The organism is Cellulomonas sp. P5_C5 (assembly GCF_054049655.1).
In genome coordinates, this window is record NZ_JBFULY010000046.1 from 1 (window position 1) to 18,728 (window position 18,728).

Genomic DNA, 18,728 nt, shown 5'->3' on the forward strand with positions numbered 1-18,728 from the left:
CCCCGGGGGTGCGCGTCGTGACGGGCGACTTCAACGASAACGGGCTGACSGACATCGCGCTGGTCCGGCAGACGCCCGGGTGGGGGTCGATCCCGGTGGCGTTCGCCCAAGGGGACGGCACCTGGCAGATCACGAATGGAGCTGCCGCGACGTTCATCGGGTCCTGGGCCACCACGGCGGGGGTGCGGCTCGTGTCCGGCGACTACCGGTAGGGATCCGGCCGGGCCGTGCCTCGCGTTCTCGGCAGGGCCACCATCGACCCCTTGATCATCGGAGCCCGTAGGGGCCGGCGCGCTCCAGTTCGGTCTCTCGATGTCCGATGATCTCCGGGTGCACCCACCGACGGACGACCTGCCGCAGTCGCCCACCGGCCGTGTCCCGCAGTGGGTGATCGACGATCACGTGGCGGTCGGCCAGGACCTGCCGGTGTACGCCCCCGTCCGGCGTCGTCGCCGCCGACCCGGCCTGGCCGTGGTGGCTGCCGTCGCCGTCCTCGGTGCCGGAGCCTGGTGGTGGACGAGCGGAGCACCCGCCCTGCCCGACGAGGTCGCCTCGTCGTTGACGGGGCTGGTGCGCCCGGCGCCGGAGCCCCCGTCGGCCGAGGTGGTCGCCCTCGCCGACGCCGCGCACCTGTCCGCCGAGGGCCGCGAGCTGCTCTACGGGACCCGGACGGAGATCCTCGGCATCGACGAGTTCGCCGGACGGTGCCGCGACGTCGGGGTCTCCCCGGTCGTGCGCACGGACGGCGCCGTCGGCTGCTTCAACTCCCAGAACGACTCGATCGTCGTGTACGCCCCCGCCGACCCGCGGCTGCGCGGGTTCGTCGTGGAGACCGTGGCGCACGAGACGCTGCACGCGGCCTGGGACGTCCTGGACACCGCCGAGCAGGCCCGGCTGACGACGCTGCTCGAGTCCGTGGTGGCCTCCGTCCCCGCCGACGACGACCTCCACGAGCAGCTCGCGGGCTCCGTCGGTGGGCACGGCGAGAACCGGCCGACCGAGCTGTTCGCGTACGTGGGCACCCAGGTGTGGCGCGACGGTGGCCTCGACCCGGAGCTCGAGGCCGTGTACGCCCGCTTCGTCGCCGACCGGGCCGCGCTGGTCGCGGTGCACACGGGCTGGGTGGCGGTCCTGGACGAGTCGAGCGCCGCGATCCAGGTCGCGTCGGACGCCCTCGTCGCCCAGGAGTACGCGAACGCCTCGGAACGCGCGCACGTCGACGGCGACGCCGCGTCGATCGACTTCTACCGGGAGTCGTACGACGCGAAGGTCGCCGAGGTCGCCGCGATGCCGGCCTCCGAGCGGCGGCGGCTGCTGCTGTCGTGGGGCTGGTGGGACGGCACGGCCCTGCCGATGGCCCCGGCCGACGAGACGCTCGCCGCAGCCGCCGCGCTCCTGGCCCGCGACGAGGCCGCGCTCCCCGGCCGGTACGCGGCGGTCGAGACCGCCGAGGCGCTGGCCGCGACCGAGCGCGCCCGCGTCGAGGCGATGGTCGCGGACCTCGACGGTCTGCAGCGAGCGCTCGACCCGGTGTCGGCCGCTCAGCCGGGGTAGCGGCTCCGCCACGACGCGCGCGGACGGACCCTGCGCGCCGTCACCGGCTGAGGGCCGTCTCCTCGTCGAGCCGGGCCATCTTGTGCGGGTTGCGGACCGCGTAGATCCGCGCGATCCGCCCCTGCTCGACCACCAGGCTCATCGCCGTGTTGAGCTCCCCACCGAGGTCGACGCGTGCCGCAGGGGCTCCGTTGAGCCACATCGGCGTCGTCGTGAACTCGACCGTCAGCCGGGCCAGGCCGCTGAGGAACGCGGCGACCTTGTCGGAGCCGACGATCGGGTGCAGGGCCGCCGACACCACGCCACCGCCGTCCGCCACCACGACCACGTCCGGGGCGAGCACGTCGAGCAGGCCCTGGAGGTCGCCACCGCGGACAGCAGCCAGGAACCGCTCGACGACGGCCGACTGCTCGGCGCGGCTGACCTGCTGACGCGGTCGTCGGGCGGCCACATGCTCCCGTGACCGGTGGGCGATCTGCCGCACGGCGGCCGACGACTTGCCGACCGCCTCCGCGATCTCGTCGTAGGGCACGTCGAACACCTCGCGCAGCACGAACACAGCCCGGCCGGTCGGGTCGAGCGTCTCCAGCACCGTGAGCATCGCGAACGAGACGCTCTCGGCCAGCTCGACGTCGTCGGCCACGTCCGGGCTGGTCAGCAGCGGCTCGGGAAGCCACTCGCCGACATAGTCCTCGCGCCGACGGGCCAGGGTGCGCATCCGGTTGAGCGACTGCCGGGTGACGATCCGCACGAGGTACGCCCGCCCGTCGCGCACCTCCGCGCGGCCGTCGTCGCCCAGGTCCGCCCACCGGAGCCACGTCTCCTGCACGACGTCCTCGGCGTCGGCGGCCGAGCCGAGCAGCTCGTACGCGACCGTGAACAGCAGGCTCCGGTGCGCGACGAAGGGGTCGTCGGTCATGACTGCGACGCTACGTCGCTCCGCTGCGTCAGGGGCGGCAGACCGCACGACGCCGCGAAGCCCTCGGCCTCGATGCCGAGCGCGGAGTTCGTCCGGGCGTACAGGTTGGCCAGCGCCACCCACGACGTGAGCTCCACCAGTGCCGGCGCACCGAGCTGGTCGAGCAGCCGGGCGGAGAGGTCGTCGGTGACGGTCGGGGGCGTCTGCGACATCGCCTCGGCGTACTCCAGGACGTCCCGCTCCAGCGGCGTGAACGCGTCCGACTCCCGCCACCGCGGCACCTCGCGGGCCTTCGTCAGGTCCAGCCCCTCGTTGTGCGCCTGGAAGTAGCCGAGGTCCAGGCACCACGAGCAGCCGATGAGGGAAGCCGTGGCCATGTGGGCGTAGGACTTCAGGTCCTCGTCGCACGCGTGCCACCTCGACGACTTCTGGCCCAGGCCCACCGAGAACTTCAGGACGGCCGGGTTCTGCCAGAGGACGCCGAGCGACTGCGGCACCTTGCCGAACATCTTCTTGCTGAACGTCTTCACGACGGTCCCGTACAGCCCGGTGATCTCGAGCGCGGGGACGCGGGGGGTGCTGGTCATGTCTCCTCCAGGGGATGCGGTGTCGGGCACAAGACACCGGCCGAGGGGGATCTGTGACAGGTCTGCGTCAGACCGCCGGCGTGACCGCGTCGCGGGCGGGCCTCCTGCGCTCGCGGACCAGCAGGACGACCAGCGTCACGGCGGCGAGCGGGTAGACCACCGCCACCAGGAAGTTCGCCGCGCTGGTGAAGCCCCCGTCGCCGGGGTGCACCCCCGCCAGGAACGTCGAGAAGTCCCACGACCCGTGCAGCACCATCGCCGCGACGAGCACGGTGGTACCGCGCCGCACGAGGTAGAACGCCACGCCGGACAGGCCGGCGAAGACGACCTGGATCACGGCACCCGGCTCGCTGAGCAGCAGGTTGGTCAGATGGAACCCGCCGAACCACAGGCTCAGCCACCCGACGGCTGCAGCCTCGGAGCGGTCGCCCTGGCGCAGCGCGCGCAGGATGACCTCGTGGAACAGGGTCTCCTCGGTGAAGCCGACGAGGACGGCCGCCGCGAGGACCGCCAGCACGTGGGCCGGCTCGAACGCGGACCAGTCGACGCCCAGCAGCTGCAGCACCAGGGTGACGACCATGACCACCGGGAGCGCCCAGAGGAGCACCCCCATCGGGAGCCGGCGGGCGTCGCGGAAGACGAAGTCCCACCGCGCCCATACGAGGAACGCGACCAGCCAGACCGCACCGACGGCCAGCGGCAGCACGGCCGACCGCAGCGTGGAGTCGGCCGTGTCGAAGAAGTCCTCGTAGCCCACCCCCGACGCCAGCATGAGGCCGATGACGATCACGACGTAGACGGCGAACACGACCGCGGCGACGGGAACCACTGTGTGACGCGTGCGTGGGTGGTCGGTGCAGGGGCCAATGCCGCTCCTTGGTCGCTGGGCCTCGAACCTATCGAGCGGTGCAGCGACCGGCACGTCGGCGGTATCCAGGAGGCGGTCCGGGGGTCCTCAGTGGTGACMCCCAGGAGGAACCACCATGTCCGACGCCCCCGTGCGCCTCGTCCTCGACTGCCCCGCGGACGCGCACCGTGCAGCCGCTCTGCTCGCCGCCGGCACGCCCGTCGCGCACGGGTTCGGCCCGATCTACGCGCTGACGTCCCGCGGTGACGGTGTCCGGCGGGTCAACGCGCTGAAGGGCCGGCCGCTGGACCAGACCGGCAGCGTGACCGCGCCGACGGGCCACGTCCTCGACGCGTTCGACCTGTCGGCGCTGCCGCCCGCGGTGTCCCCGTCGCTGGTGCGGGACGTCGTCGACGCGTTCAGCGCCCTCGGCCCGTTCGGCTTCCGCGGCCCGGCCGCCGGTCACGTGCCCGCCGACCTGACTGCGGTCGACGGAGACACGACGACGACCCAGGTCATCGTGCCGGGCGACGGGTGCCCGTCGCAGGTGTTCCTGGCCGCCGCGTCCGACGCAGTCGGCGGTGAGCCGCTGGCGATCTCGTCGGCGAACCGGTCCCGGCACGTCACCGGCGGTCTCGACGCTCCCGTGCACTGGCGGGTCGACGGGCTGCGCGCCGAGCTCGGCGACGAGGACCTCGTGATCCTCGAGCACGACGACGACGCCGTCGCCCACGACCGGTTCCCGCTGCACACCACCGTGTCCACGACGATCCTCGGGTTCCACCGCGCCGAGGCGTCGCACGGGCGCGTGCACCTGGCGCTGGAGCGGCACGGGTCCCTGCACGTCACAGGCGTCGTCGCGATGCTCCGCGGCCTGGGCCTCGGGCTGACGATCGCCCCGCGCGCGGCGACCCGGCTGGTCGCCCGGACCTACGACGGCTTGCTCACCGAGTCAGCAGCGTGCTGAACCGGAGAAGTCTCAATCCCTCGCGAGAACGGCGGAGGGCGAGATCGCCGAAGGTAGCGTGACCCGCGATGTCCCACGAATGTCGACTCCACCCTCGACCGGGACGGCCCGTTCCCCGCCATTCTCAGGAGCCGACGTTGGATGACGAGATTCAGCTGATCAGCGACGGCGACGGCTTGGCGGTCCTTGGCGATGCGACGGCTGTCGAACGCTTCCTCGTGTCCGAGGGACTCTCGTCGAAGGCCCTCGGGCTGGAACGGCTCCGGCCGTCCCTGGGAACCGCGGCCGGCGTCGCGCAAGCCGGGTCCGAGATCACCGCCAACTCGGGTCGATGGGTGAAGCTGACGAAGGAGTCCGCGGAGCAGGTCAAGAAGTTCGGACTGATGAAGAGCTCGAAGACGGGCCTCGACCTCGGTGTCGTGCAGGGCAAGGGCGGCCAGATCAAGAGCGTCGTGCAGTTCACGAAGGGCTCTCTGACGAGCCCGGCGTTCCTGGCCGGTGCCGCGGGGATCATGGCGCAGGTCGCCATGCAGCAAGCCATGGACGAGATCACTGACTATCTCGCCGTGATCGACGAGAAGGTCGACGACGTGCTCCGCGCCCAGAAGGACTCCGTGCTGGCGGACATGATCGGGGCGCAGTTCGTCATCGAGGAGGCCATGACCGTCCGGGAGCACACGGGCCGTGTCTCCGACGTCACGTGGTCCAAGGTGCAGGTCACGCCAGCGACGATCGCGCGCACGCAGGCCTACTCGCTGCGTCAGCTCGACGCGCTGGCGGAGAAGCTGGAGCGCAAGACCCAGATCGGGKACCTCGCAAAGGCTGCGAAGACCGCAGAGTTGACCGCCGCCGACTGGCTCGCTGTTCTGGCCAGGTGCTTCCAGCTGCAGGACGCGATCGCCGTGCTGGAGCTCGACCGTGTGCTCGACGCGTCTCCCGACGAGCTGGACCGGCACCGCCTCGCGCTGAAGGCGGCCCGGCGGAACCGACTCGAGCTCATCTCGCGGAGCACCGAACGCCTCTTGGCTCGCATGGATGCGGCGGCTGGCGCGGCGAACACGAAGGTGTTGCTGCACCCGACCTCGTCCCGGGCCGTGGTGCAGTCGAGCAATCATGTCGCGGTCGCCGTCGTCGACTTCCACGGACGGCTCGGGATCGAGGCCGGCCGGGAGGCGCTGGAAGCGAGGCGGTGGCTGGACGCCGCCACCGACGCGAAGGACAAGGTGATCGAGGCGGGAACAGGCGGCTTCGATGCGGCTGGGCGCCTCGGCAATGAGACGGTCGTCCGGGCCAGGTCGGTGACGGGCAAGCTCTCCAGCGGCATCGTCGAACGTGCTCACCGTCGGCGCKGGAAAGACGACGACCGTTGAGCAGGCGCCCGCTGCGCGAGGTCTGACCAGCCGCGCCCCGGCGCACTCGGACCTGTCTGGAGACATGATGATCATCGCCCGCATCGACGGCGCCACCGACGCCCGGACGACCTCTGCCGTCGTCGAGCTGTTCGTCGCCTACCGGCACTTCTACGGTCGCCTCGACACGGACGACGACGCCCGAACGTTCCTGCGCCGCCGCGTGCAGACGCAGGACTCGTTCGTCTGGGCGGCGCTCGCCGGCGACGACGTCGCGGGGTTCGTGCAGGTCTACCCGGCGCACTCCTCGCTCGACCTCGGCACGGTCTGGTGGCTGAACGACCTCTTCGTCGCCCCGTCGTCCCGGACGCTCGGCGCCGGCCGGGCGCTGGTCCGGCACGTCCTCGACGAGGCCGCGACGCACGGCGTGACGGACGTCCGGCTGGAGACGCAACCGTCGAACACGACGGCGAGGGCCCTCTACGAGCGGCTCGGCTTCACGCTCGACGGGCCCTCCGCACCGGTCGACGAGCACGAAAGCGAGGCGTTCCTGACGTACCGGTACGCCGCCGTCGCGGGAGCGTGAGGATCCACGACCGCGTAGCTGTCGACTGCTGATCAGCCGCGCAGCAGCTTGCCGTAGGCGTCGCGGGCGTACCGGCCCCGGCGGACGGACAGGACGAGCAGACCTTCGGTGAACCCCCACAGACCCATGGCCAGGGCGGCGAGCCCGAGCGTGAAGAACCCGCCGACCACGGTGATGGCGAGCATCGTCAGGCCGCGGCGCCAGTAGCCGAGGTACATGCGGTGCAGGCCGAACGCGCCGAGGAAGATCCCGAGCAGCCCGGCCGCGACGCGGGACCGGGGCCACGCGGACGGCCTGAGCTGGAGATGGAGCCGCAGCCGTAGCCGTGGCCACTGCCGGGGCACGCGCACGGGGACCGGCTCCGGCACCGCGTCCTCGATGTCCGGCACGGGGCCCGGCGGGTACTGCACGGTCGCCGACAGCGGCTGGTACACGGGGGCCGGTGCGTGCATCGGGCGCCGGGTCACCACAGGGCGCTCGCGGACGTCGTCGTCCAGGTCGAGGACGACGGGCCGGTCGAGGGTGTCGGTCACGGGTGCTCCCGTGGGTCGAGCGCCGCGGGCTGCGGCGGATCCCCCGAGCGTAAGCCCGTCGGGCGTGCCGGGACAGTTCGAGCTAGCCGCCGACCGCCGCCAGCACCGCAGGGTCGGCGCAGCCGCGCGCGAAGCCGGCGATCCGGCGGTCGATGTCGCGCTGCAGGACGATGCGCCCGACGCGCTCCGCCAACGGCGCCAGCCAGTGCGGCCGGCACGTGAAGCTGTACCGCCAGACGGCCTTCGTGCCGCCGTCGGGAAGCGCCGTGAACCGCCAGCCGCCGGCCATGACCGCGAAGAACCACGGGCCGTCGACCATCTTCATCCCGACGTTCGTCGGCGGCTGGTAGGAGACGTACTCGCTGACCATGCGCAGCCCGGACCGGTGCCGGGTCAGGGTGCGGACGCCCTTGGCGGGGGCGGTGGCGTCGTCGAGGAACGCCTGCCGACGGATGAACGGGTCCCACCGCAGCCGGGTGTCGCCGGTGGTCTGGGACACCGCGAACGCGACCTCGGGCGGGATCGGGACGACGACCGACGACTCGACGATCACGGGGCACCGGCTCCGTCACGGTCGAGGGCGTTCTCGGGCTCCGGGCGGGACGCGAACAGGTTCAGGCCCAGCGCACCCGACAGGTACCGCGTCGCCAACCCGCCGCGGACGCTGTTGCCGGCCGCGTCGAGGCGGGGCGAGAACGTGCTCAGGCTGCCCTTGCCGGGCGCGACGGTCACGATGCCGCCGGACACGCCGCTCTTGCCGGGCAGCCCGATGCTGAACAGCCACTCGCCGGAGCGTTCGTACAGGCCACTCGTGGCAAGGGCGGCGAGCACGTACCGGCACACCGACGGGTCGACCACGCGCTCGCCCGTGACGGGGTTGACGCCGCCGTCGGCCAGGGTGGCGCCCATGACGGCCAGGTCGGTCGCGGAGACGAGCAGCGAGCACTGCCGCGTGTAGACGTCGGTGGTCTCCAGCGGGTCGTGGGCGATGCGGCCGTAGGACTCCAGCAGGCGCGCGATGGCCTGGTTGCGGCGGTTGTGGGCCGCCTCGGAGGAGTACACCTCCTCGTCGAGGGTCAGGGGGCGGCCGGCGAACGCGGACAGCCCCGCCTGCACGAACGCCCACTTGTCGGCTGCGGTCGCGCCCGGCACGAGGCTGGTGGTGGCCAGTGCACCCGCGTTGACCAGCGGGTTCATCGGGCTGCCCCCGTTGAGCTCGAGGGCCATCACCGAGTTGAACGGCAGGCCGGTGTTGTTCACCCCGACCTGCCGGAGCACGGCCTCGGGACCGAGCGCGTCGCACACGAGCGCGAACACGAACGCCTTGGACACGGACTGGATCGAGAACTCGTGCAGGGCGTCGCCGACGCTGTGGGACGCGCCCGTGACCGAGACGATGCTCAGGCCGAACAGCGCGGGATCGGCGTCGGCCAGCGCCGGGATGTAGTCCGCGACGGTGCCGTCGTCGACGCCTGCGTAGCGGTCGTACGCGTCCTGCATGAGCTGCACCACCAGCTCCTCGCGCGGCAGGCGTCCGGTGGAGATCAGCTGGGGGGCGTGGAAGTCGTCGTCGCTCACAGGGCTCATCCGAGCACACTCGGGTGCCGGACGTAGGGGTGGGAGCACCGCCGGTACGCCGAGCGCGACCTGGCCGTGCCGGAGGCTCAGCGCAGCGGCGCCCAGAACGACCACGGCTCGCCCTCGGGGCCGAGCGCGCCGTACTCGCGCACCCCGTAGGACTGGTCGGCGGGCGGGAACGTCACGGTGCCGCCGCGCGCGACGACGGCCGCGTGGTGGGCGTCGACGTCCTGGACGGTGACCACGAGCATGCCGGTCGCGGCTCCGAGGGTGGCCGGCGACGCGAGTCCCCACTCCGGCGCGACCCGGTGGAGCATGACCACCCCGTCCGCGGTGCGGACCTCGGCGTCCACGACGGTGCCGTCGTCGTCGCGGCGCAGCGGTCCGGGCTCCAGGCCGAACACGTCCACGAGGTGCCGGTGGGCCGCCTCCAGGTCGGCATAGACGAGGACGGCGATCCGGCGCAGCGGCTCGGTAGCGGCGACCGCGGTGTCCTCGAGGACGGCCAGGAGGCGACGGCAGACGTCCTCGTCGGCGGGCCCCTCGGCGGGGACCACGGTGAGCCGGTGCAGCAGCCGCTCCATCCGCAGCACCTGGTCCTCCAGCGTGGCCAGGTGCGTGCGCAGCGCGCCGTCGAGGGTCCAGGTCGGGTCGTCGAGCGCCGTCGCGATGTCCTCCAGGGACGTGCCGAACCGGCGCAGCACGCTGATCCGGTACAGCCGCTCCACCTGCTCGCGCCGGTACACGCGATGGCCCGCGGGCGTGCGGTCCGGCGTCAGGAGCCCGATGTCGTCGTAGTGGTGCAGCGTGCGGACGGTCAGGCCGGAGACGTCCGCGAGCTCGCCCACCCGCCACTCGTCGACCACGCTCGGCCCCGGGTCAGCGCGCCGGCGAGTGGATGGCCCAGCGGTGACCGAACGGGTCCACCAGCCAGCCGCGCTTCTCGTCTCCCTGGTCCGACGGCTCCCGGTCGGGCGTGGCGCCGGCGGCGACCGCGGCCGCGTACACCGCGGAGGCGTCGTCGACGCCGAGCACGAGCGCGCACGAGCTGTGCCCGAGCGTCGCGGGGGCGTAGGCGCCGTACTCGTGGAACTCGTCGGACAGGTAGAACGCGTCACCGGCGATGGTGAGGGCGACGAAGCCGATGCGGCCGTTCCCCTCGTCCCTCTCGCCGGTCTCCTGCGCACCGAACGCCGCCGAGTAGAACGCGATCGCCGCGGAGGCGTCGTGCACCGTCAGGTACGGGACCAGGCTCGTCATGCTCGCTCCTCGACTCGTGCGGCGCGCCGTCGTCGCCGTTGCGCCCGACGCTAGGCCCTCACGTCACGTGAGGTGCAAGCCCTGGGCTTCGTGTGGGTGGCGACGTCTAGCGTCGCGGTCATGGCTCCCACGCACCACACCCTGGACTACGTCGAGATCGCCGCACCGGACCTGCCGGCGGCGGTCGACTTCTACTCCCGCGCGTTCGGCTGGGAGTTCACCTCGTACGGCCCCGGCTACGCGGGCATCCGTTCCAGCGACGGCGACGGTGAGGTCGGCGGGCTGAGCGCGGAAGGCGTGCCGGGCACCGGTGGCCCGCTGGTCCTGCTCTTCTCCGCCGACCTCGACGCCACGGTCGCCGCGGTGCTGGCCGCCGGTGGGACCGTCGTCAACGGTCCGTACGACTTCCCGGGCGGCCGCCGGTTCCACTTCCAGGACCCGGCCGGCAACGAGCTAGGTGTCTGGGCGGCCGCGCCGGAGTAGGTCGGCCGACGGGGCGTGCCGGTCACGCCGTGACGGCGGCCTGAGCAGGCCGGCCGACGCGGGCCGTGCCGGTCACGCCGTGACAGGGGCCGGCACGCGACGGCGTCGGCGGACGCGGACTCCGACGGCCAGGACCAGACCGACGACGGTCCAGGCGTAGACGCCGAGGAAGCCCGCGAACTTCAGTGCGGCGACGCCGGAGTAGAGCAGGGCGACCGGTGCGCTGATCGAGGTCGGGTCGGCCAGCATGACGAAGGACACGAGGTTCTCGACGACGTCGAGCGACGCCGCGGCCGCCCCCAGCGGCACGAGCGCGAGCGCGATCCTGCGGGCCGGGTGGGTCGACGGGACGGCCCGGGCCACGCAGAGCAGCAGCGCGGTGAAGAAGACGGCGGTCGCGGCGATGAACGCGAAGTCCACCAGCTGCGTCTGCCAGTACACGCCGAGGGTGCCGTCCTGCTGCATGGTCCCGTACCAGCCCTCGAGCTTCGAGGCGCTGAAGGACAGCTGGCCCTCGTAGTACGGGACCGGATAGGCGGACCGGGCGTAGAACGAGTCGAGGACGGTCTGGGTCACGCGCTGGGCGACGAACCCGCCCGCCGTCAGGGCGAGCAGGAGCGGGAGGCGGGCGCTGGCGGCACGAGCGAGGACGGGGCGCTGAGTAGATTCCATGGAATGGAGTCTGTCCGGGGCTCCCGCTTGCTGTCAACCATTCCGCGGAATATTGTTTCGGCAGCCGAAGGGAGCTCCTGATGCCGACGCCGACCGGACCGCCCCGGCCCGAGCTGCAGGGTTGGGCCGTGCGCGAGCTCGCGATCGTGCACCAGCTCACCAGCACGCGACTCAACCGCGCGCTCAAGCCGCTGGGCCTCACGCTCACCCACGTGAGCCTGCTGACCCACCTCACCTACGTCCCCGCCGGGTGCTCGGTCGGGGAGATCGCCGAGGCGATGGAGGTCAACCAGCCGGCCGTGTCCAAGACCCTGCGCACGCTCACCGACCACGGCGCGGTGGACGTCGAGACGTCCGCCAGCGACGCGCGCCGGCGAGTGGTCCGGCTCACCGCGCGCGGCGCTGACCTCCTCTCCCAGGCGCGGCTGGCGATGCATCCCGAAGCCACGCACGTCTTCTCGGTGCTCCCCGACGACGAGCTGACCCGGCTCGCGAGCCTGCTCGCCGTCGTCCACGGCCACCTGGACCACGGCACGCCCTAGGGTCAGCCGACGCTGCAGGTGGGCGTGATGCTCCCTGCGGTGCCCGTGGCCTGGAAGCCGACCTCGGTGACCTGCCCGGCGCCGAGCGTGCCGTTCCAGGCGACGTTGGTCAGCTGGACCGCCCCGCTGCTGGCGGACCGGTTGATGTTCCACGAGTTCGTGATCGTGGCGCCGGACGGCAGCGTGAGGCCGACGTTCCACCGGCTGATCGGCGACGAGCCCGCGGTGACGCGGATGCTGGCCACGAAGCCGCCGGTCCACTGGTTGATCGACACCGTCGCCGTGCAGCCGCCGACGGGCGGGCTGGTCGGCGTGGGCGTGGGTGTCGGTGTCGGGGTGGGCGTCGGGGTCGTCGGCGTCGGCGTGGGGGTGGGGGTGGTCGGCGTGGGGGTGGGCGTGGGGGTCTGCGTCGGGCCGTCGGTCAGCACCGGGGCCTGCCAGTCGGCCCAGTCCGCGAGGCGACCCTGCGCCTTGCTGGAGATCCGCATGGCGCCGGGCGCGTTGCCGGTGCCGAGCAGGAACTTCTGGATGTTCTGCTGCAGCGGCGTCCGCCACTCGGCGCGGTTGGCGCAGTGGTTCCCGTCGGTGACGTCGGACCAGTACGTGATGTTCTCGCCGGCGCCCAGCGCCTTATAGACCTCCGCACCGCCCAGGGCCGCCACGCTCGCCGATCGCGGGCCGAGGTTCGCGATGTGCGGGTTGTCCATGATGAAGAGTCCCCGCGGGGCCACGAGACCGACGATCTGGTGCGTGTCCACGGGGAGCCGGTTCGGGCTGCCGGTGAACGTGCCGAACGCGTCGCCCAGCCACGGCTGCTCGCCGTACGCGCTGCTCAGGCTCTGCGCACCCTCGCCGGGGATGCCGCGGAAGATCGGCGCACCGGCGCTGCCGGACTCGATGGGCATGGTCAGGGCGATGCGCTGGTCGAACGCGCCGGCCACGAACGCGCCCTTGCCGAACCGCGAGCACCCGGTGACCCCGGTCGCGCCGGCCTTGAGGATGGTCCCGCCCGCCTGCTCGATGACGTCGATGATCCGGCTCACCCCCCAGGACCAGGCCATCAGCAGGCCGGTGCTGCTCTGCGCGCCGTAGAGCGTGTAGAACGCGCCCTGTTTGTTCGTGCGCCCCGTGCCCTCCTTGCCGACGGTGTACGGGTCGTAGCTGATGACGGCGGCACCGGCGGCCCGGATCGCGGCGGTGTCCGCGCCGAACCCGCCGTACACGATCACCGCCGGGAACGGTCCCGTGCCGCTGGGCAGCTGGACGCTCGCGGAGAAGCTCGAGCTCTTGCCCTGGTGGGTCGTGCTGACCGTGATGCTGGTCTGCGAGACGGTCCCGGTGACGGTCGCGGGCTTGCCGGGCTTCTCGCCGTAGACGAACTTCTCGGCCAGCCGCTTGGTCAGCTCGCGCTGGCACCGCCAGTCCGCCTTGGTGGCGATCCGGGTGCCGTTGAGCGTCGTGAACGGGTCGGGCAGCTTGGCGTTGGTCGGCAGTGCGCCCACGTCGGGCAGCGTCGGCACCGCGCAGCTCGCACCCTCGTCCTCGACGGCGGCCACGAACGGGGCTGCCTGGGCGGGAGCCTGGACGACGACGGCGACGGCCGTCAGCGCTGCGACCGACAGCGCGACGACCATCGAACGGATCCTGGACACGGAGTGCTCCCTCGGGACGGGCGCGCGATCCACGGTGACCGCTCGGCTCCGCTGACCGTCCGTCAGGACCGCGGACGGCGGCAAAGCGCTGAAACTGTTAAGCAGCCGCCAGCGAAACTTTTCGATACCTGGGGTCAGCCGGCGGGGCGGACCGCCACGGTGAGCAGGTGCGAGCTGAGGCCGAGGAGGCTGGGTTCCGCCTCGATCACGCGGGCCGCGTCGAGCACCACCGCACGGCGGTCCGGGTCGTCGAGCGCCGACGCCAGCGGCTTGATCCAGTGCGCCAGGCCCTCGACGCCGACGGTCTCCCGCACGACGAGGCCTGCCTCGGCCGCCTCCGCGGGGAGCTCGTCGGGGTGGTGGAAGTAGGCCGTCGTGAACCAGCGCGGGTCCCCGGTGGGGTTCTCGTGGACGCCGGTCGCCAGGTCCTGCGCGACGATCGCCCGGAACGCGGGGTCGAACAGGTAGGACTGCGCGAGCCCGTCGAACAGGGACGCGAACCGGTTGATCGCCATCGCGATCACCACCCCGCCCGGCACGACGACCCGCAGCGCCTCCCGCCAGGTGGCCAGCCGGTCCGCACGGTCGGTCAGGTGGTAGAGCGGGCCGAGCAGGAGGACGGCGGCGACCGACGCGTCGTCCGCGGGAAGTGCGCGAGCGTCACCGACGGACGCGGTGAATCGCGGGTTGTCGCCGAGCCTTGCCGAAGCCCGGGCGACGTGGCCGGGCAGCAGGTCCACCAGGTGCACGGTGTGGCCGTCGTCGAGCAGCCACTCGGAGTGCACCCCCGTCGCGCCGCCCACGTCGAGCACCCGCGTCCCGGGCGGCAGGTGGCGGCGGACGATCTCCTGCACCCGCGCCAGCTCCAGCCGGCCGAGACCCTGGCGGAGGCGCTGGTCCTCGTCGTAGGCGGTGTCGTAGTGATCGTGGATGGGAGGCTGCTCCATCGCTGCAACCTACGGTCCGGATCTGCGACACGGAACGTCATTGTCGACGGCCGGGCTACGGCGACTCCCGCCACTGCACCTTGCCGTACCTGGCCAGGTACTCCTGGAAGAGCTCGTCGTCCCGGCGCCTGGGGAAGCTCGAGCTCAGGTACCGCACCGACGGTTTCTCGAGGAGGGGCAGCACCAGGTCAGGAGTGAGGGCCGTGTCGGTCAGCCACACCTCCTCCAGCCGGGGCGTCTTCTCGAGCGCCGAGACGTCGGCGAGGCCCTTGCATCCCCAGACGCGGAACGTCGCCAGGTGATCGAGCCGCTGCAGGTCGGGGAGCGTCAGCGGTCCTCGGACGTTGAGGAGGTGGAGCTCCTCGACCTGCGTGAGGTCCGCCAGGAAGTCCCAGCCGGACCCCGGGTTCAGGCCGTTCAGGAACAGCCGCTTCAGCGTGCGGATCTCGGACAGGGCACGAGGATCGTCGACCTTGACCCTGATGAGGCTCAGGTCCTCCAGGTGCGGAAGGTCCTTCAGGAAGTCGAACGACCGGTGCCGCGTCCGCCAGAGCTCGACGACCTTCCTCGACCGGTACCTGCGGGTCAGGAGCTCCCGTTCCGGCTCGGCGAACCTGTCCTCGATGACGACCGCGCCCTTCACCACGCGGACGTGCTCTGACATGTGCGGACCCCTTCCGTGTGATCAGGAGACGAGGTCTCGCGCGGCGACCACCAGGAGGAGGACCGCCGTCACGACGGGCGCGAGCGCGGCCAGGACGATGGTGGTGCGGCTGCGCCAGCGCGGTGCCCGGCCGCGACGGGCCTGCACGATCCCGGCGACGAGCGCGGGCAGCGACGGGACCAGCGCGTACATCAGCACCACGACCGCGCCGAGCGTGCCGAACGACTGCGGGTTGCGCGCGCCGTCGACGGCGTACCCCCCCGCCACGGCGACGCCGAGGGCGCCGACGACTGCCAGCAGCAGCGCGACCCAGCCGATGATCGTCGCCCACGGGACCCGTCGCGCCACTGCCTGGTCGGTCATGCAGGGACAGTACCGACGGCGTCGCGTCCCCAGCGCCGGTAGACCACGACCGCCGTCAGGATCAGGAGCGGGAGCACGACGAGGCTCTCGGGGCGGACCCCGAAGAGCAGGGGCGTGTCGATGACGACGACGTCGGCGGACAGCAGCGGCCACGCCACGGCGTTCGCCATGCCGTGCCCGAGCACCGCGGGCCACACGCTGCCGGTGCGGTCCCGGGCGACGCCCCAGATCACGGCCATCGCCAGCACCGCGACCGAGAACATCGGGATCTGCACGGCCAGCGGGAGCGTCGTGTAGCCGTCGCCGAACGCGACGATGTAGGGCACGTGCCACACGGCCCACAGCACGCCGAYCGCCAGGTGCCGCCGCAGCGCCGGGACGCCGAGCGCGGCGAGCCGGGGCTCCAGGTACCCCCGCCAGCCGAACTCCTCGAACGCGGCGAACGTCAGGCGGGCGACCAGCCCGGTGGCGAACAGCGCGACGAACCGCTCCAGCGCACCGGGTGCCACGTGCACGTCGCCGACGAGCGCGCCGAGCGCGACCGGGACCGCGAACAGCACGGGGAAGAGCAGCAGCGCGACGGCGTACCAGCCGCGCTCGCGGCCGAGGCGCAGGCCGGCGTCGGCCCAGCCCTCGCGCCCGATCGTGCGCAGGCCGACGGCCATGAGGATCGGTCCCATGATGAACAGGAGGGCGCCGACGCTGGTCTCCGGGTCCGGCGACGACGCCATGACCAGACCGCCGAGAGTGGACAGGACGAGGACGCCGACGGCGTAGACCAGCACGCCTTGCCGGGTGGCGGGCTTGCGTGTGCGGGTGGCGGTCATGGTCACGAGGAGCTCCTTCGGGCGTGGGGCATCGCCCGGCCGCCGGGTGGCGGTCGGTCCGGTGGGAGGTGACTCAGTCGGTCAGCTCGGCGAGCAGGTCCTGGGCCCAGTCGAGCTCGGCGCGTGCGTGCACGAGCCCGTTGGCGAGGGTGGCGAGACGCAGGCGTGTCTCCAGGTCAGGGTGCGTGACCGCCTGCCGTGCGGCCTCCCCGGTCTGCTCCAGTACCGCGGCGAGCTCGCGGGCCTCCGCGGCGCGCTCCTCCAGGACGGCCCGCACGCGGTCCGTGCCGAGGCGGCCGACGAAGAACAGCCGCACCAGGAACACCTCGCGCGACGGCACGTACTCGACGGGTGCGGCGAGCCAGGAGTCGAGCTCGGCCAGCCCAGCGTCGGTGATGGAGTGCTCGCGCCGGTCCGGCTTGCCCTCCTGCGGGATCGTCTCGACGGACACGAGCCCGTCTGCCGCCAGGTGCCCGAGCGTGCGGTAGATCTGCGCCTGGTCGGCCGGCCAGAAGTGCGCGACCGACTCCTCCATGTGCTTGCGCAGGTCGTAGCCGGACATCGGGGCGATCGAGAGGAACCCGAGGACGGCGTGCTTGAGGGACATGGGTTGAACCTAGAGGACGCGTCTCCTATAAGACAAGTCCTCTATGGTTGTCGATCACTGTGTCCCTGACGGTGCGGCTCGCCACCCGTGCCTGACCTCGCGCGGCCCACCGACCGCCTTCCGGCGTCCGCGCGCGACGTCCTGCTCGAGGTGGCGCGACGATTCGGCGACGAGGGCCGCCCGCTCCGACCACCCGCCCACCGACTGGCCGTCGGTCGGTCGGCTCGTGTGGGACCGACCCGCCGTCCTCGACGTACGCTCGCCGGGGTCCGGTGATGGCACCGGCGCGTGACGGGGGCGGGATGCGCAGCGAGTACGCAGGTGAGGGGCTGAGCGAGGACGATCTCGCGTCGACGCCGTTGGAGCAGGTCCGCCGCTGGGTCGCCGAGGCGACGGCACGGCAGATGGAGCGCGGTGACGTCGTCGAGCCCACGGCGCTGTCCGTCGCGACGGTCGACGCCGACGGGCGCGCGAACGTCCGCACCGTGCTCATGCGCTTCCTCGACGAGCGCGGACCGGGCTTCGTCACCGACCTCGGTTCCACCAAGAGCCAGGAGATCGTCGCGACCGGCTCCGTCGCCGCGTCGCTGACCTGGCCGGCGATGTTCCGGGCGGTCCGGTTCCGCGGTCGCGCGGTCCCCGTGGGTCGCGACGAGATCGCCGCCTACTTCGCCACCCGGCCGTGGGGCTCGCGGATCAGCGCGTGGGCTTCGGACCAGTCCCGGCCCATCGCCGACCGGGCGTCCCTCGTCGCCGCGTACGAGCGGTACGCGGCCCTCTACCCGGACACCGGGTCCGCCGACGACGTCCCCGTCCCCGACGGGTGGGGCGGCTGGCGGGTCGAGTGCGACGAGGTCGAGCTGTGGGCGGGCCGCCGCGACCGGCTGCACGACCGGCTGGTGTTCACGCGCGTCGCGGCCGGCGGGCTGGACACCGCCGAGGCGTGGACGGTCCACCGCCGCCAGCCCTGAGCGGGCGCCGCGGACCAGGTCAGTCGAAGGCGGCGACGCCGGCTGCCCTGATCGGCGGCGGCGTGCCGCGCGCCGGTCAGAGGTGACGCACCATCTCGAGCTCCGGGCCGATGGAGCTCTCGAACGTGGCGCCCGAGGGCACGAAGCCGGCTCGCCGGTAGGCGCCCTGGGCGCGGGCGTTGTCCTGGTGGACACCGAGGGTCAGCTCGTCGAAGCCCAGGTCACGGGCCCACTGCGCGGCGGCCTCGAGCAACCGGTCGATCAGCCCTGAGCCCCGGTGCTCGTCGCGGACGTACACGCCGACCACGGTCGCCCGGCTCCGCTCGACCGGCCGCCCGTGGTAGTCGACCGTCCCGGCCCGCTGCGCGAGCACCGTGACGGAGCCGACCCAGGCGCTGCCCTCGACGGCGACGAGCTGCGTGACGTCGTCCCCGTCGGCCGCGCCGGCMGTGCGGCCCCGGTAGAAGTCGTCGGGTGCCGCCGCCGCGTCCCCGTACGTCTCCAGGAACGCGATGCCGGCGGCCTCGTCGCGGAGCGCGTCGAGCCGCAGCGCGCGTGCGGTCTCCCACTCGTCCACCCGGACGCGCCGGACGGTGGGCCGCAGGTCGATCTCCTGCGACGACGAGGCGCCGGGCCGGTAGTCGCCGTACCTGGCCCAGGTGAGCCGGACCCGGACCAGCACGACGGCGGGGTCGGCCAGCGACGCCTCGAACTGCGGGAACGCGGCGAGGTACGCCCGCGCGCAGGCGTCCCGGTCCGCACCGTCCGGCAGGTCGGCGATMCCCTCGGCCTGCACGGTGGTCCCGTCGCGACCTCCGAC

Annotated in this window: 24 protein-coding genes; 8 read left to right on the top strand and 16 right to left on the bottom strand. The window is 72.6% G+C overall.

Annotated features, from left to right (window positions below):
• Both ACXJKF_RS21585 and ACXJKF_RS21590 read left to right on the top strand, forming a co-directional pair.
• Positions 1-212 (top strand): hypothetical protein (locus tag ACXJKF_RS21585; RefSeq protein WP_456789797.1); only part of this gene is annotated, 212 nt, incomplete at its 5' end.
• Between the two features lie 100 nt (positions 213-312).
• Positions 313-1,554, top strand: a complete 1,242-nt coding sequence (locus tag ACXJKF_RS21590; protein WP_456789798.1) for a hypothetical protein — start codon at positions 313-315, stop codon at positions 1,552-1,554.
• 40 nt (positions 1,555-1,594) lie between these two features.
• Here ACXJKF_RS21590 and ACXJKF_RS21595 read toward each other — a convergent pair whose 3' ends face one another.
• The 3 genes from ACXJKF_RS21595 to ACXJKF_RS21605 form a co-directional block, all read right to left on the bottom strand.
• Positions 1,595-2,473, bottom strand: coding sequence for an RNA polymerase sigma-70 factor (locus ACXJKF_RS21595; RefSeq protein ID WP_456789799.1), 879 nt, complete (start codon positions 2,471-2,473; stop codon positions 1,595-1,597).
• Positions 2,470-3,060, bottom strand: a complete 591-nt coding sequence (locus ACXJKF_RS21600; RefSeq protein WP_456789800.1) for a carboxymuconolactone decarboxylase family protein — start codon at positions 3,058-3,060, stop codon at positions 2,470-2,472. Before ACXJKF_RS21600 ends, ACXJKF_RS21595 begins: the two co-directional genes overlap by 4 nt.
• 67 nt (positions 3,061-3,127) lie before the next feature.
• A complete protein-coding gene (locus ACXJKF_RS21605; protein ID WP_456789801.1) occupies positions 3,128-3,889 on the bottom strand; it encodes a CPBP family intramembrane glutamic endopeptidase in 762 nt (253 codons plus the stop codon).
• Positions 3,890-4,043: 154 nt separating this feature from the next.
• On the opposite strand from ACXJKF_RS21605, the gene ACXJKF_RS21610 reads away from it, so the two are divergent.
• The 3 genes from ACXJKF_RS21610 (at position 4,044) to ACXJKF_RS21620 (ending at position 6,809) form a co-directional block, all read left to right on the top strand.
• A complete protein-coding gene (locus ACXJKF_RS21610) occupies positions 4,044-4,874 on the top strand; it encodes a hypothetical protein (protein WP_456789802.1) in 831 nt (276 codons plus the stop codon).
• Between the two features lie 137 nt (positions 4,875-5,011).
• Complete coding sequence (locus ACXJKF_RS21615) at positions 5,012-6,244, top strand: hypothetical protein (protein ID WP_456789803.1); 1,233 nt, start codon at positions 5,012-5,014, stop codon at positions 6,242-6,244.
• 67 nt (positions 6,245-6,311) lie between these two features.
• Entirely contained in the window at positions 6,312-6,809 is a 498-nt protein-coding gene (locus ACXJKF_RS21620) for a GNAT family N-acetyltransferase (protein WP_456789804.1), read from the top strand.
• 32 nt (positions 6,810-6,841) lie between these two features.
• On the opposite strand, the gene ACXJKF_RS21625 is transcribed toward ACXJKF_RS21620, so the two are convergent.
• The 5 genes from ACXJKF_RS21625 to ACXJKF_RS21645 form a co-directional block, all read right to left on the bottom strand.
• Positions 6,842-7,342, bottom strand: a complete 501-nt coding sequence (locus ACXJKF_RS21625) for a TM2 domain-containing protein (protein WP_456789805.1) — start codon at positions 7,340-7,342, stop codon at positions 6,842-6,844.
• Between the two features lie 82 nt (positions 7,343-7,424).
• Positions 7,425-7,895: a type II toxin-antitoxin system RatA family toxin gene (locus ACXJKF_RS21630; RefSeq protein ID WP_456789806.1), complete on the bottom strand. Its 471-nt coding sequence runs from the start codon at positions 7,893-7,895 to the stop codon at positions 7,425-7,427.
• Positions 7,892-8,929, bottom strand: coding sequence for a glutaminase A (gene glsA, locus ACXJKF_RS21635; protein ID WP_456789807.1), 1,038 nt, complete (start codon positions 8,927-8,929; stop codon positions 7,892-7,894). Before glsA ends, ACXJKF_RS21630 begins: the two co-directional genes overlap by 4 nt.
• 77 nt (positions 8,930-9,006) lie before the next feature.
• A complete protein-coding gene (locus tag ACXJKF_RS21640; RefSeq protein ID WP_456789808.1) occupies positions 9,007-9,786 on the bottom strand; it encodes a MerR family transcriptional regulator in 780 nt (259 codons plus the stop codon).
• A gap of 13 nt (positions 9,787-9,799) precedes the next feature.
• Positions 9,800-10,180 carry a VOC family protein gene (locus ACXJKF_RS21645; RefSeq protein WP_456789809.1) on the bottom strand — a complete coding sequence of 127 codons (381 nt, stop codon included), beginning with the start codon at positions 10,178-10,180 and terminating at the stop codon, positions 9,800-9,802.
• Positions 10,181-10,300: 120 nt separating this feature from the next.
• Between ACXJKF_RS21645 and ACXJKF_RS21650 the strand changes: the two genes are divergently transcribed.
• The gene (locus tag ACXJKF_RS21650; RefSeq protein ID WP_456789810.1) at positions 10,301-10,663 is read left to right on the top strand and encodes a VOC family protein; all 363 of its coding nucleotides are present in this window, start codon (positions 10,301-10,303) and stop codon (positions 10,661-10,663) included.
• Between the two features lie 72 nt (positions 10,664-10,735).
• Here the strand turns inward: ACXJKF_RS21650 and ACXJKF_RS21655 are convergent, their stop codons facing one another.
• On the bottom strand, positions 10,736-11,335 hold the full coding sequence (locus ACXJKF_RS21655; RefSeq protein WP_456789811.1) for a hypothetical protein: 600 nt from the start codon (positions 11,333-11,335) through the stop codon (positions 10,736-10,738).
• 80 nt (positions 11,336-11,415) lie between these two features.
• Here ACXJKF_RS21655 and ACXJKF_RS21660 point away from each other — a divergent pair, with 80 nt between their 5' ends.
• The gene (locus ACXJKF_RS21660; protein ID WP_456789812.1) at positions 11,416-11,877 is read left to right on the top strand and encodes a MarR family winged helix-turn-helix transcriptional regulator; all 462 of its coding nucleotides are present in this window, start codon (positions 11,416-11,418) and stop codon (positions 11,875-11,877) included.
• A 2-nt stretch (positions 11,878-11,879) separates the two neighbouring features.
• Here the strand turns inward: ACXJKF_RS21660 and ACXJKF_RS21665 are convergent, their stop codons facing one another.
• The 6 genes from ACXJKF_RS21665 to ACXJKF_RS21690 all read right to left on the bottom strand — a co-directional run bounded on the left by ACXJKF_RS21665 (position 11,880) and on the right by ACXJKF_RS21690 (position 16,937).
• On the bottom strand, positions 11,880-13,529 hold the full coding sequence (locus ACXJKF_RS21665) for a glucuronyl esterase domain-containing protein (RefSeq protein ID WP_456789813.1): 1,650 nt from the start codon (positions 13,527-13,529) through the stop codon (positions 11,880-11,882).
• A gap of 134 nt (positions 13,530-13,663) precedes the next feature.
• Positions 13,664-14,476 carry a class I SAM-dependent methyltransferase gene (locus ACXJKF_RS21670; protein ID WP_456789814.1) on the bottom strand — a complete coding sequence of 271 codons (813 nt, stop codon included), beginning with the start codon at positions 14,474-14,476 and terminating at the stop codon, positions 13,664-13,666.
• A gap of 55 nt (positions 14,477-14,531) precedes the next feature.
• Entirely contained in the window at positions 14,532-15,140 is a 609-nt protein-coding gene (locus tag ACXJKF_RS21675; RefSeq protein WP_456789815.1) for a hypothetical protein, read from the bottom strand.
• 21 nt (positions 15,141-15,161) lie between these two features.
• Complete coding sequence (locus ACXJKF_RS21680) at positions 15,162-15,503, bottom strand: hypothetical protein (protein ID WP_456789816.1); 342 nt, start codon at positions 15,501-15,503, stop codon at positions 15,162-15,164.
• Positions 15,500-16,330, bottom strand: coding sequence for a CPBP family glutamic-type intramembrane protease (locus ACXJKF_RS21685; RefSeq protein WP_456789820.1), 831 nt, complete (start codon positions 16,328-16,330; stop codon positions 15,500-15,502). Before ACXJKF_RS21685 ends, ACXJKF_RS21680 begins: the two co-directional genes overlap by 4 nt.
• 73 nt (positions 16,331-16,403) lie before the next feature.
• Entirely contained in the window at positions 16,404-16,937 is a 534-nt protein-coding gene (locus tag ACXJKF_RS21690) for a helix-turn-helix transcriptional regulator (protein ID WP_456789817.1), read from the bottom strand.
• A 302-nt stretch (positions 16,938-17,239) separates the two neighbouring features.
• Here ACXJKF_RS21690 and pdxH point away from each other — a divergent pair, with 302 nt between their 5' ends.
• Positions 17,240-17,908 carry a pyridoxamine 5'-phosphate oxidase gene (gene pdxH / locus ACXJKF_RS21695; protein WP_456789818.1) on the top strand — a complete coding sequence of 223 codons (669 nt, stop codon included), beginning with the start codon at positions 17,240-17,242 and terminating at the stop codon, positions 17,906-17,908.
• 76 nt (positions 17,909-17,984) lie between these two features.
• Here pdxH and ACXJKF_RS21700 read toward each other — a convergent pair.
• Positions 17,985-18,728: GNAT family N-acetyltransferase (locus tag ACXJKF_RS21700; RefSeq protein ID WP_456789819.1), on the bottom strand; the 744-nt coding region annotated here is incomplete at its 5' end.

Excerpts from the sequence above, each read along its gene's own strand:
- ACXJKF_RS21590 (WP_456789798.1), top strand. The coding sequence starts at position 313 with ATGTCCGATGATCTCCGGGTGCACCCACCGACGGACGACCTGCCGCAG.
- ACXJKF_RS21595 (WP_456789799.1), bottom strand. The coding sequence starts at position 2,473 with ATGACCGACGACCCCTTCGTCGCGCACCGGAGCCTGCTGTTCACGGTC.
- ACXJKF_RS21600 (WP_456789800.1), bottom strand. The coding sequence starts at position 3,060 with ATGACCAGCACCCCCCGCGTCCCCGCGCTCGAGATCACCGGGCTGTAC.
- ACXJKF_RS21610 (WP_456789802.1), top strand. The coding sequence starts at position 4,044 with ATGTCCGACGCCCCCGTGCGCCTCGTCCTCGACTGCCCCGCGGACGCG.
- ACXJKF_RS21620 (WP_456789804.1), top strand. The coding sequence starts at position 6,312 with ATGATCATCGCCCGCATCGACGGCGCCACCGACGCCCGGACGACCTCT.
- glsA (WP_456789807.1), bottom strand. The coding sequence starts at position 8,929 with ATGAGCCCTGTGAGCGACGACGACTTCCACGCCCCCCAGCTGATCTCC.
- ACXJKF_RS21645 (WP_456789809.1), bottom strand. The coding sequence starts at position 10,180 with ATGACGAGCCTGGTCCCGTACCTGACGGTGCACGACGCCTCCGCGGCG.
- ACXJKF_RS21650 (WP_456789810.1), top strand. The coding sequence starts at position 10,301 with ATGGCTCCCACGCACCACACCCTGGACTACGTCGAGATCGCCGCACCG.
- ACXJKF_RS21655 (WP_456789811.1), bottom strand. The coding sequence starts at position 11,335 with ATGGAATCTACTCAGCGCCCCGTCCTCGCTCGTGCCGCCAGCGCCCGC.
- ACXJKF_RS21660 (WP_456789812.1), top strand. The coding sequence starts at position 11,416 with ATGCCGACGCCGACCGGACCGCCCCGGCCCGAGCTGCAGGGTTGGGCC.
- ACXJKF_RS21670 (WP_456789814.1), bottom strand. The coding sequence starts at position 14,476 with ATGGAGCAGCCTCCCATCCACGATCACTACGACACCGCCTACGACGAG.
- ACXJKF_RS21675 (WP_456789815.1), bottom strand. The coding sequence starts at position 15,140 with ATGTCAGAGCACGTCCGCGTGGTGAAGGGCGCGGTCGTCATCGAGGAC.
- ACXJKF_RS21680 (WP_456789816.1), bottom strand. The coding sequence starts at position 15,503 with ATGACCGACCAGGCAGTGGCGCGACGGGTCCCGTGGGCGACGATCATC.
- ACXJKF_RS21690 (WP_456789817.1), bottom strand. The coding sequence starts at position 16,937 with ATGTCCCTCAAGCACGCCGTCCTCGGGTTCCTCTCGATCGCCCCGATG.
- pdxH (WP_456789818.1), top strand. The coding sequence starts at position 17,240 with ATGCGCAGCGAGTACGCAGGTGAGGGGCTGAGCGAGGACGATCTCGCG.